This is a genomic window from Paenibacillus sp. Soil522, assembly GCF_001428245.1.
GTDB lineage: Bacteria > Bacillota > Bacilli > Paenibacillales > Paenibacillaceae > Pristimantibacillus.
The window spans coordinates 92,598-107,698 of the sequence record NZ_LMRV01000031.1; the positions used below are offsets into that span (position 1 = coordinate 92,598).

Sequence of the window (15,101 nt, forward strand, 5' to 3'; positions counted from 1 at the left end):
CCCCTTAGAAATAAATTTTTTTGGATTTCACCGCCCCGCGCTCTAGCTGTTCGTTTTCCGCTGCGCGTGTCACTGTAACGCCTTCAAGCATGCGGTTTTGAATCATTTGTCCGATCTCACCAATTTTATGCTCGATAGCATGCTGAATATGAACAAGCATCTCATTTCTTAACGATTTACTTCGAATATGGACGGACAGCTTGTTATGGCGCAGTCTCACGCGAAGCTCGGCATCGCCCACGAATTGGTTCACGACGCTTTCGATGTCATATAAGCTAATTTTCTCGCCATGCTTCAGATCCGTGCCGATTCTCTTGGATATACAGCGGAAGCATTGCCTTTCCCGGCCGTCCACCTGGATCGTTTGAAAATCCCGAACCACGTCATAGGTAACGTATCGGATGGCCGGGAACAGCGTGCGCACATAAGAGGTCAGCACGAGTACGGCTTCGTTAGCTTGAAGAGGCTCGAACCGGTCATCAATTTGCTCCGACGGCAGGGCTTCGGCATGAATGCCGTCCGCGATCATATATAGTCCGAGCTCGTGAGAGTAAGAGGCGATAGCGCCGATCTCAATTGAGCCGTATGTGTCCAAAATATCCTTAGGCTCAATCCTGAACCGGGCGGCAATGTTAGACTGCCAATCAAGCGGGGCGATTTCGCCGACAAGTATTATTTTTCTGATGCCAAAATGCTGCGGCTCCCCTGAAGCGGAAACGAGAGCGTCCAAAATCGACGGCATCGTATAGAGAAGCTCGGGCCGGAAGGAATCCAGCCTCGCGATATGCTCTTCGATCGGCAGTGCGTAGGACAGAGAGTCCGCCTGCAAGCCAAGCCGGCTGAAGATCGTCATTGCCGTGCTGGCCGCATGTCCGGTGCCCATATCGGCAAGCGCTTTGCGGATCACAGCCGGATGCTGCTGTAACGAGCCGTCAGCCGTCAGCCACTCCCGAAAGGAAGCAGTCTTCGCAGCGATATAGCTCTCATCGTCCTCCTCTGAGTAATAGATCGCCTTGCGGATGCCGGACGAGGTACCGGAGGTTCTGTATACAGATAATCCGGCCTCGGTTCTGGCCTCCCGGGTGAAATAGTGCTTCTCCAGAATTTCTGATGTAATGAGCGGCAGCTCAGCAAGCTCGCATGCTTGCGGATTTATTTCGCGCATTGCAAGAAGAGCGCCGTACCAAGGGTGAAGCTGGCAAATACGATCGATTTGCTGCTGAATTAGAGTCAATGACGACATTCGCGCTGAGCCTCCTAAAGAAAAACGTCATGGATGAATGCGTTACTTAAGCATATGTCGCTTGCGCCTGCAGGTTCGGTTATGCCGGCAGCTGCCTAAATCCATTTCGCAAAATGTTCGTATGCTAATAGGAGCGGGAAAGTGAAAGGAAGGGATTTGATGAGAAAGATGCATGCAAAGGCGTTGATTGTAAATAAACCCATGCTCAACCCCAGTCTAAACCTCAGTCTCAACCCCAGTCTCAACCCCAGCCAAAGCCCAAGCCGCGGCCGCAGCAAAACCGATAAATGGACAAAGACGGAATTATTGCAGGGCGATCCGGAGCTCAAGAAGCATTTGCCCCCGGCACAAATGTTGACGGAGAGCGGTTTGCGGGAGATGCTGCAGCAGTGCGGAATGGTGTACGTTAAGCCGATACGGGGGTCGCAAGGACGCGGCGTGATGAAGGTGGAGATGATCGAGGCGAAGGCGGCGGGCCGTCCCGTGCGGATTTATGCCTACCAGCTTGGCGAGAAAAAGCGGGCCTTCCCCGTTTATAAATCGTTTTACCGGTCCATGTTGAACAATGCGCAGGGGAAGGTCTATTTAGTCCAGAAGGGCATTCAGCTGCTAAAGCATAAAGGACGTCCCTTTGATATTCGTCTCGTCGTGCAGCGGGCGCCTCGCGGAGGCTGGAAAGCGACCGCAACGGTGGGCAGAGTGGCTCATCCCCGCAAGATCGTAACGAACGGCAGTCAAGGCGGAACCATTTACCCGACGGCGTACTTGCTGAGGAGCTATACGAATGAGACCGGGCGGCTGCGGCTGCTGAAGCAAATGGATCAGCTCGGTGTCCGCACGGCGCAGCGGCTCAGTCTTGTCTATCCCGGCATCGTGGAGCTTGGACTCGACATTGCCCTCGACCAACAGCTGAAGCCTTGGATACTTGAGGTGAACAACAGGCCTGATCATTGTCCGTTTACACTGCTCGAAGATCAATCGATGCTCCGCAGGATCATACGCTACGGCAAAGCAAATGGGAAGATTTACAGGCTGCGCTGCAAAAAAGCGAAGCGGGGGCTGTAGCCCACAGCTTGTCGCTGTAAGCACGCATATGTGCTTACAGCGACGATGCAGCCTGAATTGGTGGGCTGAAAGTACAAATATGTGCTTATAGAGCGGATTCGGCGTGTGCGGAAGGTTGAAAGTTCGTTGTAAGCGCGAATATGCGCTTACAGCGACAAAGTAACCCGAGTTAGTAGTCTGTAAGCACAAATATGTGCTTTACAGAGCGGAATCGGCGTGTGCGGAAAGTTGGAGGTTCGCTGTAAGCGCGAATATGCACTTACAGCGATAAAGTAACCCGAGTTAGTAGTCTGAAAGCACAAATGTGTGATTATAGGCTGGTTTGGCGTGTGAGTAAGGTGGAAACTTCTGCAGAGACGGAGTTTTAACGATTTCGTCGCCAGAAGCGACTTGTTAGGAAGACAATAGCGAAAGAAATTTTCCCTATTCATCATCATTTACCTATAAAGAGGAAACTAGAGAAAGAAAATTTCTCTATTTTCGAATAATGATCTGATTTCAGGCGGTCTAAAGAGATTATTTACAAAATAGCGAAAGAAATTTTCTCTATTTACATCCAATAGGCATGTTTTTCGCAAATAGCGAAAAAAACTTTCCCTATTAGCGGGCGATATGCTCATCTCAGCCAGCAGTTCTCACTCTCTCATGTTTTATCGGACAGGAACAGCGATTCCATCGCAAAAGCGGTGCGGAAACGAAGGCTCTCGACGGGATCGCGCAGATCACGGCCGGTGAGCCTTTCGCATTTTTCAAGGCGATAGGTGACGGTGTTGCGGTGAATGAACAGCTGCTTGGCAGTCTCCGCCAGCTGGCAATGCGTCTCATAGAAGGTACTGAGCGTCTTGAGCAGATCGCTGCGTTCTTTCCCTTCGATGCTTAACAAATCTTTGAACGTTTCTTCGTAATACTCCCGAAGCTCCTCCTTCGGAATCATCCGCAGCAGATTGTTGAAGTTTTTGGCGCGATACGGCTGAACGAACTGCTTCTTGCGCGCGTCGTAGCCGGTTTGGAGCGCTTCGATCGCTTCTTTGTAGGATAGCGGAATATCGGGAAGCTGCGATACCGGATTGCCGACGCCGACCGAGATTGGAATGCCGTGCACCATGCTCAGGTTGCTGACCATTTGCTTTAGCTGCTCGAGAAATTTGCTTTCCTTGCCTTCAGTCACTTTTTGGCCCCCGTGCAGCGCAATGAGGAAGCAGAAATATTCGTTTTTCGTAAACAGAACAAAGCGAAGATCAAGCTTCGAAAATTCGCTCTTCAGCAGGTTGTAGTGGCGGTCGCGTTCGGAAATAAAGCGGCCGTCCGACTCGAGCGTGCTGGAGGGACGAAGTAAATCGAAGGAGGTATCACGCTTGGCGACTACGCTGATATATACAGGATGGTTCAGCAGACCATAGTTTTTACTGCGGTGCAGAAGCTCCTGCTCGGAAGTGATCAAGCCGTCGACGAAGTCGGAGAAAAACTCGTTTTTGTACCGCCGCGACCGCTCCTTTACCGCTTGCTTCTTCATGAGCTCCAGTCCGATGACGTTAGCTGCTTGTTCCATCGCATGCTTCGTGAGGTTGCTGAACTGCTTGCTTATATCGCTCGTTAAGGCGATCAAATAGCCCTCCAGCTGAAAGGTGACGATCGGATGCAGTTCGACTGCCGAATAGAGCGTGCCTTCGGACAACTGCGGCGGCAGCTGGAACGTAAAGGAGCCGTGCAGCGAGGGTGAAGCAAGCTCCGTATGAAGCTCGCCCGGCAGCTTAAGGTACAGCTCCTCAGTCAACCTGCTGGAGCGGAAAAGCAGTCCGGCATGTTGATTCATAAGCATGACCGGCGAATCGATCAGGTGAGCCAGCGCTTCGATAACATCCTCGGTGCTCTTGCCCTGCATGATCATTTGAGAAAATTGCTTATGCGTCGTTAACGCATAGTTCAGCTCATCGGTACGTTTCTCCAAAATGTGACTGAGCGAGTAATTGGATATATCGCCGAGCGATTGCTCCAGAGAGAGCTCAATTATCGGAAATTGAAGCTTCTCCGCGCACTGCAGCACATCCTTCGGAATCTCCTGCAAAAATCGCTTCGTCTTAATGGCCAGTCCGGCACAGCCGACCTTAGCCATGTTTGATACGAGGGACAGCAGCGCTTCCGGATGATCCTTCATCGCGTAGCCGGTCGTGAGGAGCAGCTCCTGCGGCTTTAAATAATTAATAATATCAGGTGCGTCCATGATGTTGACCGATTGGACGCTATTTGTCATGCCGTCATGTCCGGCAACCACTTTTGCGTTCGCGTAAATAGGAAGAGTGATGAGCTCTTTAAGCAGCATGACAGCACCACCAATAATTTAATGTTATATTTATTGACATGAATATATCACTTATGCCGTAAGGTGTAAATGTATAATTGTGTAGACTAGTCAATGATCTTAGGTGATTTTTAGCTAATGCGCACAATGACAACGACTTAGATTCGGATTATGATGTAGCTATACATCACCGATACATGTGATATAAGCTTACAATGATATGGATTGGGGTTGAAGAAATGAAGTTGGTCGTAAACCAGGTTGGGAAGAGCTTTGGAAGCAGAACGATTTTGAAAAATGTAGATCTCATGGTTAACTCACACGAGTTTATTTGCATACTTGGCCATAGCGGATGCGGCAAATCGACGCTGTTAAATATGATTGCGGGTTACCTTCTGCCCGATGACGGCTCCATTACGGTAGATGGAGAAGAGATTAAGGGTCCTTCGAAGACGCGGGGAATGGTGTTTCAGGATCATGCTTTATTTCCTTGGATGACGATAAAGGACAACATCGCCTTTGGTCCTGAGGTGCAGAAGGTACCAAAGGCGCAGGCGAAGGCAACGGCGATGGAGTTTCTTAAGCTGGTTGGACTTGAGCAATATGCGTCGCATTATCCGGGGGAGTTGTCGGGCGGCATGAAGCAGCGCGTCGGCATTGCGAGGGCGCTTGCGAGCAAACCGGATATTTTACTTATGGATGAGCCGTTTGGAGCGCTTGACGTACTGACGCGGGAGACGATGCGGGTCGAGCTGCAAAAGATTTGCAGCCAGCTGAAGCCGACGATCTTGTTCGTCACACACAGCATTAGCGAGGCGGTTTACCTGGCTGACCGCGTAGTGGTCATGAAGCATGGCGAGATTGCAGATATTTTCGAGGTTGGCATTAAGCACCCGCGTTCTTCTCATTCCGCCGGCTTTGGCGAAATGATGAGCCGGATTGAACGGGTTCTAATGGATGAGGAGCATCTGGGGATTGCTTCTGCTTCTGCGAAGGTGGGGTCGTAATGAACGGAGCGAATTTATCTGCTGTGAAGGATACAGGAGCGGGGTCGGCCGCATTAGCTAAGGCGGCGGTAATAGGCAAACGCCCCCCTGCGCTAAGCCGATTTTTTCAGAAATATAATATTCTCCCGTCTATCTTGTTCTTTGTGTTCTGGGAGCTGTTTTCCAGATTGAACGAAACCGCCAAGTTTTTTAATCCTAACTTCCTTCCGGCTCCGACGGTGCTGCTGTCGGAGGGCTGGGAGCTGGCGAAAACAGGGATTATTACAGACAGCCTTATTTCAAGCACGATCCGGATTGCTTTAGGGTTTGTGATCGGGAGCGCAGCAGCGGTGGGGCTTGGCGTCATTATGAGCAAGTTCAAAACGGTGGAGCGGTGGTTTTCGCCGATTCTCAATTTGGTAGGGCCGATTCCGACTCTGGCGCTCCTGCCCTTGTTCATTATCTGGTTCGGCATCGGCGAGTTTCCAAAGGTGCTGCTTATTGCATGGACCACGTTTATCCCGGTGCTCGTATACACGCTCGACGGCTTCAAGTCGGTGCCTTCGACTCTGATTCGCTCGGCGCTCAGCTTAGGCGCGACGGAGCGGCAAATTTTTACGAGGGTGATGCTTCCGTCTGCTATTCCGAATTTTCTCGTTGGCGCGCAGGTAAGTCTCGGCCTATCCTTCTCGGCCCTCATTGTCTCCGAAATGATGGGTGCAAAGTCGGGGCTTGGCTACATTATCGTTGACGCAAGAAATTATCTCAAAATAACGAATATGTTCATTGCCATCATTTTGATTGGCTTGGAATACAGCTTGTTCTCCTACCTGTTGAAGCTAGTTGAGAGGAGGGTTATGGCTTGGCGTAAAGGCGGGCTTCGAGATGCCATCGAGAAGTAACGCTGCATACCGAAGGAAAGAGCAAGGCGAAAAACAACTATAAAGAGAAAAGTGGAGGGAATATCGATGAAAAAATCGGGAAATTGGTTCAAATCTGCAATTGTACTCACATCATTAACATTTGTGCTTGCTGCCTGCGGCGGAAACAATGTCGCCCCAGCGGATACGAACGAAGGCGCGGCATCGAATGCGCCAGCCTCCACGAAGCTGGAGACGGTGGATCTGACACTGGTTGGCGTTCGCGACGCTCAAATTTCCTCGCAGCAAATCATTGCCGATAAGCTTGGTTATTTCAAGGAAGAGGGACTTAACGTAACGAGTCAACTGATCGAGAGCGGCCCGGATATCGGACCGATGGTTGCCGGTGGAAGCGCCCCTGTTAGCATTCAAACGAACTTTATGGATATTATTCTTAAATCAACCGATATTCCAGTCAAAATCATTGCTCCGCTCGCACAAATTGCCGGAACGCAAGCAGTGGTAGGCGGGGGCAAGCTTGAACTGAAGAGCGCGAAGGATCTCGAGGGCAAAACGATCGGTATTCCAAGCGGCGCTGACGTCACGATAGCCATTAACAACATGGCAAAAGAGCTGGGCGTAGACGCAAGCAAAATCAAATACGTTAACCTGGCGCCGAGCGACGCAGTCGTGGCTTTGGAGAAGGGCGACATCGATGCGCTGGCTGCTTGGGAGCCGTTCATTACGAAGGCAATCCAAGGCGGCGGCAAATTCCTCTTCAGCGGAACGAAGAGCGAGCTGCCTGACAAACAAGGCGACGTGAACTGGATGAGCGTGCATACGACGATCCAAGTATCCGATGATTTCATTGCGAAAAATCCGAACACGCTGAAGGCTGTGCTGCGGGCTTTGAAGAAAGCGACGGACTACATCAATGACAACCGTGAGGAAGCGATCAAAACGCTGGCTCCTGAGCTGCACCTAACCGAGGAAGAACTTACGCAAATTATGAGCCGTAACGTGTATTCGATGGAGGTTGGAGATACCTACGTGAACGGCAGCAACGGCCCTGCTGTCGGCGAGTACCTGAAGTCGGTCGGCAACATCAAGACGATTCCGGCGTCAGCATCCTACCATGATCTAAGCCTGCTGAAGGAAGTGGACCCAAGCTTGATCGTGACGGATCTGAAGGAATAGAAGGTTGAGAATGGAGCAAGCCCGCCGGGTTTAGGGCAGCTTGCGATACAGGAAAATCGGGCCGCTGACCTCGTAGTCCGCGGCCCTGATTTTTTGGAAGGATACCAGCGGGCATTTGGCGAAAGGAGTAGGGGGAAGCTCATTATCCATGAGGATAGCTTCGTGGCGGGTGAAGTTGAACTCACTAAGCTGGCGTATCGTTGTTCGAGGGGGAAAAATAGTGAAGCCAGCTTCACTATTTGGCTGGATTGCCTCATAAACTGCATTAGAGTGTATATGCGTATAGATGGCGCTGTTAACCATATATCGAGAAAGGCAGGGGTGTTGGATGGGCGGACAAGATAAGCTGGATTTCATTATAAAAAACGGCACCGTCGTATTAAAGAATGAGGTGAGAGTGCTCGATATTGGCATAAAAGCGGGAAAGATCGTTCAGCTTGGTGAAGAGCTGGATGGCGGAAATGCCGCTGCGCTTCAGGATGCGGCGGGACTAACCGTCATGGCCGGCATGATCGATGTCCACGTACATCTGAATGAGCCTGGCTTAGGTGAATGGGAGGGCTTTGAGACTGGCTCCGCGGCGCTCGCGGCCGGCGGCTGCACGACCTATGTCGATATGCCGCTGAACGGTATTCCGCCTACGGTTACCGTGAATGCTTTGGAGCAAAAGCTTGCCGCCGCGAAGGATAGATCGTATGTGGACTACGCTATTTGGGGTGGATTAGTGCCGGGGAAGCTGCATGAGTTAATTCCGCTGCACGAGGCGGGAGTCATCGGCTTTAAGGCGTTTATGTCATCGCCAGGCGACCCGAGCGAGGATGCGTTCCGCGAGGTAGACGATTACACGCTGTTCGAGGGGATGAAAATAATCGCAAGCTTGAACAAGGTGCTTGCACTGCATGCCGAGAGTGAACCGATTGTTGCCAAACTGGGCCAAGCTATGCGGGCGGAAGGGCGTCTGGCTCCGGCCGATTACGTGGCCTCAAGGCCAATCATTGCCGAGCTGGAGGCGATTAACCGGGCACTCTTCTATGCCGAACAAACGGGCTGCGCGCTTCATTTTGTCCATATCAGCAGCGAGGCTGGCATACATTTGATTACGCAGGCGCGCGGGCGCGGGTTGAACGTAACGGTGGAAACCTGTCCGCACTATTTGACCCTGTCGGCGGCGGATTTGGATCGTAAGGGCGCGGTCGCCAAGTGTTCGCCGCCGCTGCGGGACGCTTCGGAGCGGGAGAAGCTCTGGCGGGCCATAGCGGAAGGCCGTGTCGATATGATTTCGTCGGATCATTCGCCTTGTCCGGCCTCCATGAAGGAAGCGGATAATTTCTTCGATGCGTGGGGCGGCATTGCCGGCGCGCAAAGCTCGATGGAGCTCGTTATCGGGGAAGGGCATGTAAAGCGCGGCTTGCCGCTTACGTTGCTAAGCGAGCTGCTTGCAGCCGGGCCGGCCCGGCGGTTTGGATTACAGGCCGCGAAGGGTGAAATACGAATTGGCGCAGATGCCGACCTTGTTCTAATCGATTTGAACAAGTCTTATATTTTGGAAGAGGGGCAATTGTATCAACGGCACAAGCATAGTCCGTATATTGGGGAAGAGCTTCATTGCAAAGTAACGGCTACTTATTTGCGCGGTCAGAAGGTATACGGGGAAGATACGGGAATCGGCGAAAGCAAGACGGGTCGGTGGGTGAGATAGATTTTGCTAACAGAATAGGAGGAACAGCTATGGAGCGAAGCGTATGTCTCTCTCCGCAGGAGAAGGAGCAGCTGTTATCGTATTTTGAGACGCAGGTTATGCAGGTGTTGAATTGGCTGGCTGCATTTAGCCCGGATGAAGAAGGCGGCATTACGCGGCTGCTTTACACGGAAGGCTGGCTGGAGACGCAGCTGGCGCTGGCGGAGAAAATGGCAGGCTGCGGCCTTAAGACGGAATTTGATCATGTCGGCAACTTATTCGGAAAATTACAGGGCGAGGATTTGGATGCGCCTTCTATTATAACGGGGTCCCATATTGATACGGTTGTTCAAGGGGGCATGTATGACGGGGCTTATGGCATTGCGGCTGGCTTGCTTGCGCTGGACTATTTACAGCGGCAATTCGGCAAGCCGAAGCGAACGCTTGAGATCGTCTCCCTCTGTGAAGAGGAAGGCAGCCGGTTTCCGATGGCCTATTGGGGCTCGGGCAGCATTGTCGGGAAACGGAACTTCGAGCAAATCGTCCATTTGCAGGATTCGTATGAAGTATTTTTCGCGGATGCGATGCAGCGGTGCGGCTTTGGCGAGGGAACGGGCAGGGATAGCCGGCGTTCCGATATTGGAGCCTTTATTGAAGTGCATATCGAGCAGGGGGCCGTGCTTGAGAAGGAAGGCATAGCTATCGGCGTGGTGGACACGATTGCGGGCCAGCGAAGGCTGAAGTTTGAAGTGATCGGCGAAGCCAATCATGCGGGAACGACACCGATGCATATGAGAAGGGATGCGCTTGAGGGTGTGAGCGTAATGATTCAGGCGCTCCGCCAAGAGGCGGTCCGGATCGGAGCGCCTCTTGTGGCAACCGTTGGCAGGCTGCAGGTGCAGCCGAATGTGCCGAATGTCGTGCCGGGCAAGGTGGTTTTTACGTTAGATGCGCGCCATGACGATGAGCAGGCGCTCGATAGCTTTTGCCAGTGGGTGATGAAGGAGTTTACCTCTCTGGCGGCCCAGCGGCAGCTTGCCATTCATGGAACGGAATGGTTCAGGGAAGAGCCGGTTCCTATGAACGACAAGCTCAAAAAGAAAATGGACGACGTTTGCGGCAAGCTGGCCATCTCCTCGAAACGGATGGTAAGCGGAGCCGGGCATGATGCCCAAATGTTTGAGCATCTTTGTCCGACTGCCATGCTGTTCGTTCCGAGCAGAAGTGGCATTTCGCATTCGCCTGAGGAATATACGGAGCCCCGCGATCTCGCGGTTGGCGTTCTCGTGCTGACAGAGCTGCTTTATCGACTAGGCTATGAGGGGGAAGAGCTATGAAGGCTTATAAGGATTTATCGCCATCGCCGCGCACGATCATGACACCGGGCCCGGTGGAGGTCGATCCGCGGGTGCTGCGGGCGATGTCTTTTCCGATATTGGGACAGTTTGATCCTGAGTTTACGGCGTTAATGAATGAAACGATGGGGATGCTGCGGGAGCTGTTCAAGACGGATAACGAGTGGGCATTTCCGGTGGATGGGACGTCCCGTTCCGGAATTGAAGCGGTACTTGTTGGTTTAATCGAGCCGGGGGATAAGGTGCTTGTGCCGATTTACGGTCGGTTCGGGCATTTGCTGACGGAGATTGCGGCGCGGTGCGGCGCGGAGATCGTGACGCTGGAGAAAGAATGGGGCAGCGTGTTTGAAACGGAGGAAATCATTAGCGCCATAAAGGAGCATCAGCCTAAGCTTGTAGCACTTGTCCATGGCGAGACGTCGACGGGGAGGCTGCAGCCGCTTGAAGGCATAGGACAAGTGTGCAGGGAAGTTGATGCGCTATTCGTTGTAGATGCGGTTGCTACGATTGGCGGCATCGAAGTGGCGACGGATCGGCTGCTTATTGATGCCGTTATCGGCGGCACGCAAAAATGCTTATCCGTGCCGGCGGGCATGGCTCCGATCACATACAATAAACGGGCGGAAGCGAAGCTGCAGAGCCGCAAAAAAATTGAAAGAGGGCTGCTGCTCCAGGATGGCGGGGAGGATCCGCTGCTGCGCCCGATTCAGAGCAATTATTTGGATTTGAGCCAGCTTCAGGACTATTGGAGTCCGGCGCGGCTCAATCATCATACGGAAGCGACCTCGATGCTTTATGCGCTGCGCGAAGGGCTGCGTCTTGTGCTGGAAGAAGGGCTTGAGGCGCGTTTTGCCCGGCATCGCGAGCACGAAGGCGCGCTGATTGCCGGTTTGGAGGCAATGGGCCTGCGCTTGTATGGCGACCCGTCCTGCAAAATGACCGTGGTAACGTGTATTGAAATACCCGCCGGGGTAGACGGCGAATCCGCAAGATCGATGATGCTCGACCATTTCGGCATCGAAATCGCCAGCTCCTTCGGACCCCTGAAGGGTAAAATATGGCGTATCGGCACAATGGGCTACAGCTGCAGCAAACGAAACGTGCTTCTCACGCTTAGCGCGCTGGAAGCTGTGCTGCTGCGCCACGGCCATCAGCTGAAAGCGGGCCGTTCGCTGCAAGCTGCGATGGATGCCTACGGGATGTAGCGGATTTGTTGTACAGCAGGGTGCAGTCTGCGGGCTGCCCTGCGTATAACGAGCTGCGTGATCTGCACCTTCGTATCATCAGTCAGGTGGCCAGCCGTAAGTGTAACGACCAACCCAACCCAACCCAACCCAACCCAACCCAACCCAACCCAACCCAACCCAACCCAACCCAACCCAACCNACAAGCGAAATTAAACGGCCTCAGTCCGATAGAATTTAGGACCAAGGCCGCCTAACTGTTTTTATTTTTTGTGCTGTCTACTTGACGGGGTGCAGTTCACAGGTTTAGATAAACCTGGGGACAGCCTCGTTTTTTAGTAAAGTTATACGGCATCAGCGGTAAAATTAGGCGTTAATTTCTTGTGCTTAGAAGTTTTTGTGGGAATTAACGGTAAAATTAGGAGCTAATTCGTCTGTTATTGAGGTTAGACAACTCAAATGAGAGAGTTAACGCCAGAAAATCCCGTTATTATACCTATAGCAGGTGTTTATGCATATATAACGCCACATTTTCCCGCTAAAATTTATTTCACATCAGCATACTTCCCAACCCAACCCAACCCAACCCAACCCAACCCAACCCAACCCAACCCAACCCAACCCAACCCAACCCAACCCAACCCCATGCGTAGGCTATCCTGCACATTTGCAGTAACTTCGCTCATTGCAGCCTCCTAAGTTACTCTATCATGCACAAATGCAACAAAATTACTCATACTTTGCCGCCTGAGTAGTAAAAGTCTCATATACGCTGCATAAGTACAACATACGTCGTGCAAATAGATGAAAAGTGGCTTCTACCCTGCAAATTTGCAATATAGCAAGTACAGATAATCTAACTATGGGGTCTCGCAGTATAGAATAGCACTCTAAGTTACTAGACTAACCTCCATCATCCGATCGCAGCATGAAGTGGTGGTCGAGATGCAGCTCAACACCCAACACCCAACACATCGGCTATCCTGCACATTTGCAGTAACTTCGCTCATTTCAGCTTCAAAGGTTACTCTATCCTGCACAAATGCAATAAAATCGCTCATACTTTGCCGCCTGAGTAGCAAAAGTCTCATATACGCTGCATAAGTACAACATACGTCGTGCAAATAGATGAAAAGTGGCTTCTACCCTGCAAATGTGCAATATAGCAAGCACAGACATACAGATAATCTAACTATGGGGTCTCGCATTATAGACAAGCACTCTAAGTTACTAGACTAACCATTCATCCGATCGCAGCGTGAAGTGGCGGTCGAGATGCAGCTCAACAGCTAAGCGCTTAACTCATCGGCTATCCTGCACATTTGCAGTAACTTCACTCATTTCAGCCTCAAAGGTTACTCTATCCTGCACAAATGCAATAAAATCTCTCGATCCTTGCCACCTGTGGAGTAGAATGGTCTTGTAAGCTGCAAATGTGCAACATACGCCGAGCAAACAGACGAATAGTGGCTTCTACCCTGCAAATGTGCAATATAGCATGCTCAAGCAGGTGGTCTAACTAGCGGATCTGGCAGAATAGACTATCAAGCTAAGTTACTAAGCCAGCCTACCTCATACAGCGGTATGTAGCGGGTAGCCGAGCTGCTGCTCAACTCTCAACTTATTGGCTATCCTGCCACAATCGCACATGATTGAACCTCTCAGAATAAAAGGTTCAGTGTGTTTGGTTGTAATTCGTAATATCTTACGGTTTTTCCCTTCGAGATGGGCTTTAGCCAGCCCTTTTCGGACAGGGAAATGAGAAGCTTGCGGGATGTACGAAAATTGATACGCCATTCGTCGCAAACATCCTTCGGACGAATAGGCCTGCCGAGTTTCCAAGCAAGAAGCAGGAGATCCTTTCTATTTTCAGGGCGGGGCCTGCACTGTCTTTATTCAGCAGGTAAGGACCGATAACGAGCTGCAGCAAGGAGCGGCATATTTCGGGACGATCCTTGATGTCATCGAAGGAAAAATGAATATTTTTCCAGCCTAATGCCGTTAAGAAGGTGTCGCGATTAAGTGAGTAGCTGAACTTCTCCCTATCCATATCTTTAATATGGGATTGAAAGCCGTGGCACTCGATGTTGAAGAGCCCGAATGGGGGCGTGAATGCTAAATCAAGAAAATATGATTTTCGGTTTCGGTCATAGACTTCGTATTCCGGATGGAGGTAATCGAAATTACCGAATACCGGCCACCATACATTTTGCAGCAAAAGCTTCTCGCCATATCCGTGTCCCCGCAGCAATCTGTCTTTACGCTCACCATTTCTGCCGACCAAATGTTTTTCAATAAATACTGCATGCTCGCGTTCAAATAAATCCATAATCACACACTCCTCGATATTGTACGCAAAAAAAGAACGCCCATATGCCTAAAGCGGCGCATGGACGTTCTTCGTCTGTTGTTAATCATATTAAATTTGCTAAGCGTCGACTATCGTGAAGTCGATTTAGTTATTGATATAACGCTCGAAAATAGCGCCAAAATCCTTCACGCGATACTGCTTATGCGTGTTAACGAGCCAGTTGAAGGCGGATTTGTTCAGCCCGTCGAACTGCTCGACGACATTGAAGTCGCCTTTGTGGAATTGCTGCAGCGTAGTGGATGCGAGATCCAGGCTGCGTCTTGCATATTCAAGCGAAATTTCATTCTCGCGTGTAATTTCTGAAATTTTAATCAATGCTTTGTACAGATCCTTAAGCTCTTCGATATGCTTCTTGTTTACGTCGATAGTGAAAGGGACGGAGCCGATATTGAACTTGATTTCGACGTCAAGATCGACCGTGCCAGCGGTTTCCAGCATCACCTGTGAAATCTGGTTGGAGCTGTAGGAGTAACGCTTCAGCATACGCTTCTTGCTCATTGCGCTTGTGCCGTCCAGATGAATGAGTGCGAGATTCGTGAAGCAGTATTCATCTGTTTTCGATTTGATGAGAAAATAGATTTTCTCGTTATCTTCATGCATGACATAATCGTCAGAATCCGCTTTGCTGAAATCTGCCGGCTTGATAATCGCGCCAATATCACTTAATCCAAGCGCGTCTGCAGCTAATTTTCCAAACATCGTACCATTCCTTTCGTGATCGCATCGTATAATTACTTACCCATTATATAATAGGAATTGGGATTTATGATCATTTTTTTGCTGCTTGAAAGTTTTGGATTAACTCCGCAAAATATTTACGTGGAGAGGAAAACTATTACTGAAGCGAAAAAAACGCCCAGTCT

At 50.8% G+C, this 15,101-nt stretch carries 12 protein-coding genes; 7 read left to right on the plus strand and 5 right to left on the minus strand.

Annotated features, from left to right (window positions below; translation table 11 throughout):
- Nucleotides 1–4: 4 nt before the first annotated feature.
- Nucleotides 5–1,243, minus strand: coding sequence for a hypothetical protein (locus tag ASG81_RS08025; protein WP_056631609.1), 1,239 nt, complete (start codon nucleotides 1,241–1,243; stop codon nucleotides 5–7).
- Nucleotides 1,244–1,402: 159 nt separating this feature from the next.
- Here ASG81_RS08025 and ASG81_RS08030 point away from each other — a divergent pair, with 159 nt between their 5' ends.
- Nucleotides 1,403–2,308 carry a YheC/YheD family protein gene (locus ASG81_RS08030; RefSeq protein ID WP_235548775.1) on the plus strand — a complete coding sequence of 302 codons (906 nt, stop codon included), beginning with the start codon at nucleotides 1,403–1,405 and terminating at the stop codon, nucleotides 2,306–2,308.
- A gap of 643 nt (nucleotides 2,309–2,951) precedes the next feature.
- On the opposite strand, the gene ASG81_RS08035 is transcribed toward ASG81_RS08030, so the two are convergent.
- Entirely contained in the window at nucleotides 2,952–4,628 is a 1,677-nt protein-coding gene (locus ASG81_RS08035; RefSeq protein ID WP_056631613.1) for a PucR family transcriptional regulator, read from the minus strand.
- 218 nt (nucleotides 4,629–4,846) lie between these two features.
- Here ASG81_RS08035 and ASG81_RS08040 point away from each other — a divergent pair, with 218 nt between their 5' ends.
- The 6 genes from ASG81_RS08040 to ASG81_RS08065 all read left to right on the plus strand — a co-directional run bounded on the left by ASG81_RS08040 (nucleotide 4,847) and on the right by ASG81_RS08065 (nucleotide 11,888).
- On the plus strand, nucleotides 4,847–5,614 hold the full coding sequence (locus ASG81_RS08040; RefSeq protein ID WP_056631618.1) for an ABC transporter ATP-binding protein: 768 nt from the start codon (nucleotides 4,847–4,849) through the stop codon (nucleotides 5,612–5,614).
- The gene (locus ASG81_RS08045; RefSeq protein WP_056631621.1) at nucleotides 5,614–6,495 is read left to right on the plus strand and encodes an ABC transporter permease; all 882 of its coding nucleotides are present in this window, start codon (nucleotides 5,614–5,616) and stop codon (nucleotides 6,493–6,495) included. The genes ASG81_RS08040 and ASG81_RS08045 overlap by 1 nt, the downstream gene beginning before the upstream one ends.
- 66 nt (nucleotides 6,496–6,561) lie before the next feature.
- Nucleotides 6,562–7,650, plus strand: coding sequence for an ABC transporter substrate-binding protein (locus ASG81_RS08050; protein WP_056631622.1), 1,089 nt, complete (start codon nucleotides 6,562–6,564; stop codon nucleotides 7,648–7,650).
- A gap of 328 nt (nucleotides 7,651–7,978) precedes the next feature.
- The gene (locus ASG81_RS08055) at nucleotides 7,979–9,349 is read left to right on the plus strand and encodes an allantoinase (protein WP_056631623.1); all 1,371 of its coding nucleotides are present in this window, start codon (nucleotides 7,979–7,981) and stop codon (nucleotides 9,347–9,349) included.
- A 29-nt stretch (nucleotides 9,350–9,378) separates the two neighbouring features.
- Entirely contained in the window at nucleotides 9,379–10,665 is a 1,287-nt protein-coding gene (allC, locus tag ASG81_RS08060) for an allantoate deiminase (RefSeq protein WP_056631626.1), read from the plus strand.
- Nucleotides 10,662–11,888 (plus strand): pyridoxal-phosphate-dependent aminotransferase family protein, encoded by a 1,227-nt coding sequence (locus ASG81_RS08065; protein ID WP_056631633.1) that lies wholly within the window; start codon nucleotides 10,662–10,664, stop codon nucleotides 11,886–11,888. Before allC ends, ASG81_RS08065 begins: the two co-directional genes overlap by 4 nt.
- Here the strand turns inward: ASG81_RS08065 and ASG81_RS31605 are convergent.
- The 3 genes from ASG81_RS31605 to ASG81_RS08075 form a co-directional block, all read right to left on the minus strand.
- The gene (locus ASG81_RS31605) at nucleotides 11,876–12,016 is read right to left on the minus strand and encodes a hypothetical protein (protein WP_162255004.1); all 141 of its coding nucleotides are present in this window, start codon (nucleotides 12,014–12,016) and stop codon (nucleotides 11,876–11,878) included. The two genes, ASG81_RS08065 and ASG81_RS31605, sit on opposite strands and share 13 nt — an antisense overlap.
- Before the next feature lie 1,583 nt (nucleotides 12,017–13,599).
- Nucleotides 13,600–14,196 carry a hypothetical protein gene (locus ASG81_RS08070; protein ID WP_327205153.1) on the minus strand — a complete coding sequence of 199 codons (597 nt, stop codon included), beginning with the start codon at nucleotides 14,194–14,196 and terminating at the stop codon, nucleotides 13,600–13,602.
- A 126-nt stretch (nucleotides 14,197–14,322) separates the two neighbouring features.
- Nucleotides 14,323–14,937 carry a PH domain-containing protein gene (locus ASG81_RS08075; RefSeq protein WP_056631636.1) on the minus strand — a complete coding sequence of 205 codons (615 nt, stop codon included), beginning with the start codon at nucleotides 14,935–14,937 and terminating at the stop codon, nucleotides 14,323–14,325.
- Between the last annotated feature and the right edge of the window lie 164 nt (nucleotides 14,938–15,101).

Bases quoted from the DNA above. Each gene is read 5' to 3' on its own strand.
- ASG81_RS08025 (WP_056631609.1), bottom strand. From the start codon at position 1,243: ATGTCGTCATTGACTCTAATTCAGCAGCAAATCGATCGTATTTGCCAG.
- ASG81_RS08030 (WP_235548775.1), top strand. From the start codon at position 1,403: ATGAGAAAGATGCATGCAAAGGCGTTGATTGTAAATAAACCCATGCTC.
- ASG81_RS08035 (WP_056631613.1), bottom strand. From the start codon at position 4,628: ATGCTGCTTAAAGAGCTCATCACTCTTCCTATTTACGCGAACGCAAAA.
- ASG81_RS08040 (WP_056631618.1), top strand. From the start codon at position 4,847: ATGAAGTTGGTCGTAAACCAGGTTGGGAAGAGCTTTGGAAGCAGAACG.
- ASG81_RS08045 (WP_056631621.1), top strand. From the start codon at position 5,614: ATGAACGGAGCGAATTTATCTGCTGTGAAGGATACAGGAGCGGGGTCG.
- ASG81_RS08050 (WP_056631622.1), top strand. From the start codon at position 6,562: ATGAAAAAATCGGGAAATTGGTTCAAATCTGCAATTGTACTCACATCA.
- ASG81_RS08055 (WP_056631623.1), top strand. From the start codon at position 7,979: ATGGGCGGACAAGATAAGCTGGATTTCATTATAAAAAACGGCACCGTC.
- allC (WP_056631626.1), top strand. From the start codon at position 9,379: ATGGAGCGAAGCGTATGTCTCTCTCCGCAGGAGAAGGAGCAGCTGTTA.
- ASG81_RS08065 (WP_056631633.1), top strand. From the start codon at position 10,662: ATGAAGGCTTATAAGGATTTATCGCCATCGCCGCGCACGATCATGACA.
- ASG81_RS08070 (WP_327205153.1), bottom strand. From the start codon at position 14,196: ATGGATTTATTTGAACGCGAGCATGCAGTATTTATTGAAAAACATTTG.
- ASG81_RS08075 (WP_056631636.1), bottom strand. From the start codon at position 14,937: ATGTTTGGAAAATTAGCTGCAGACGCGCTTGGATTAAGTGATATTGGC.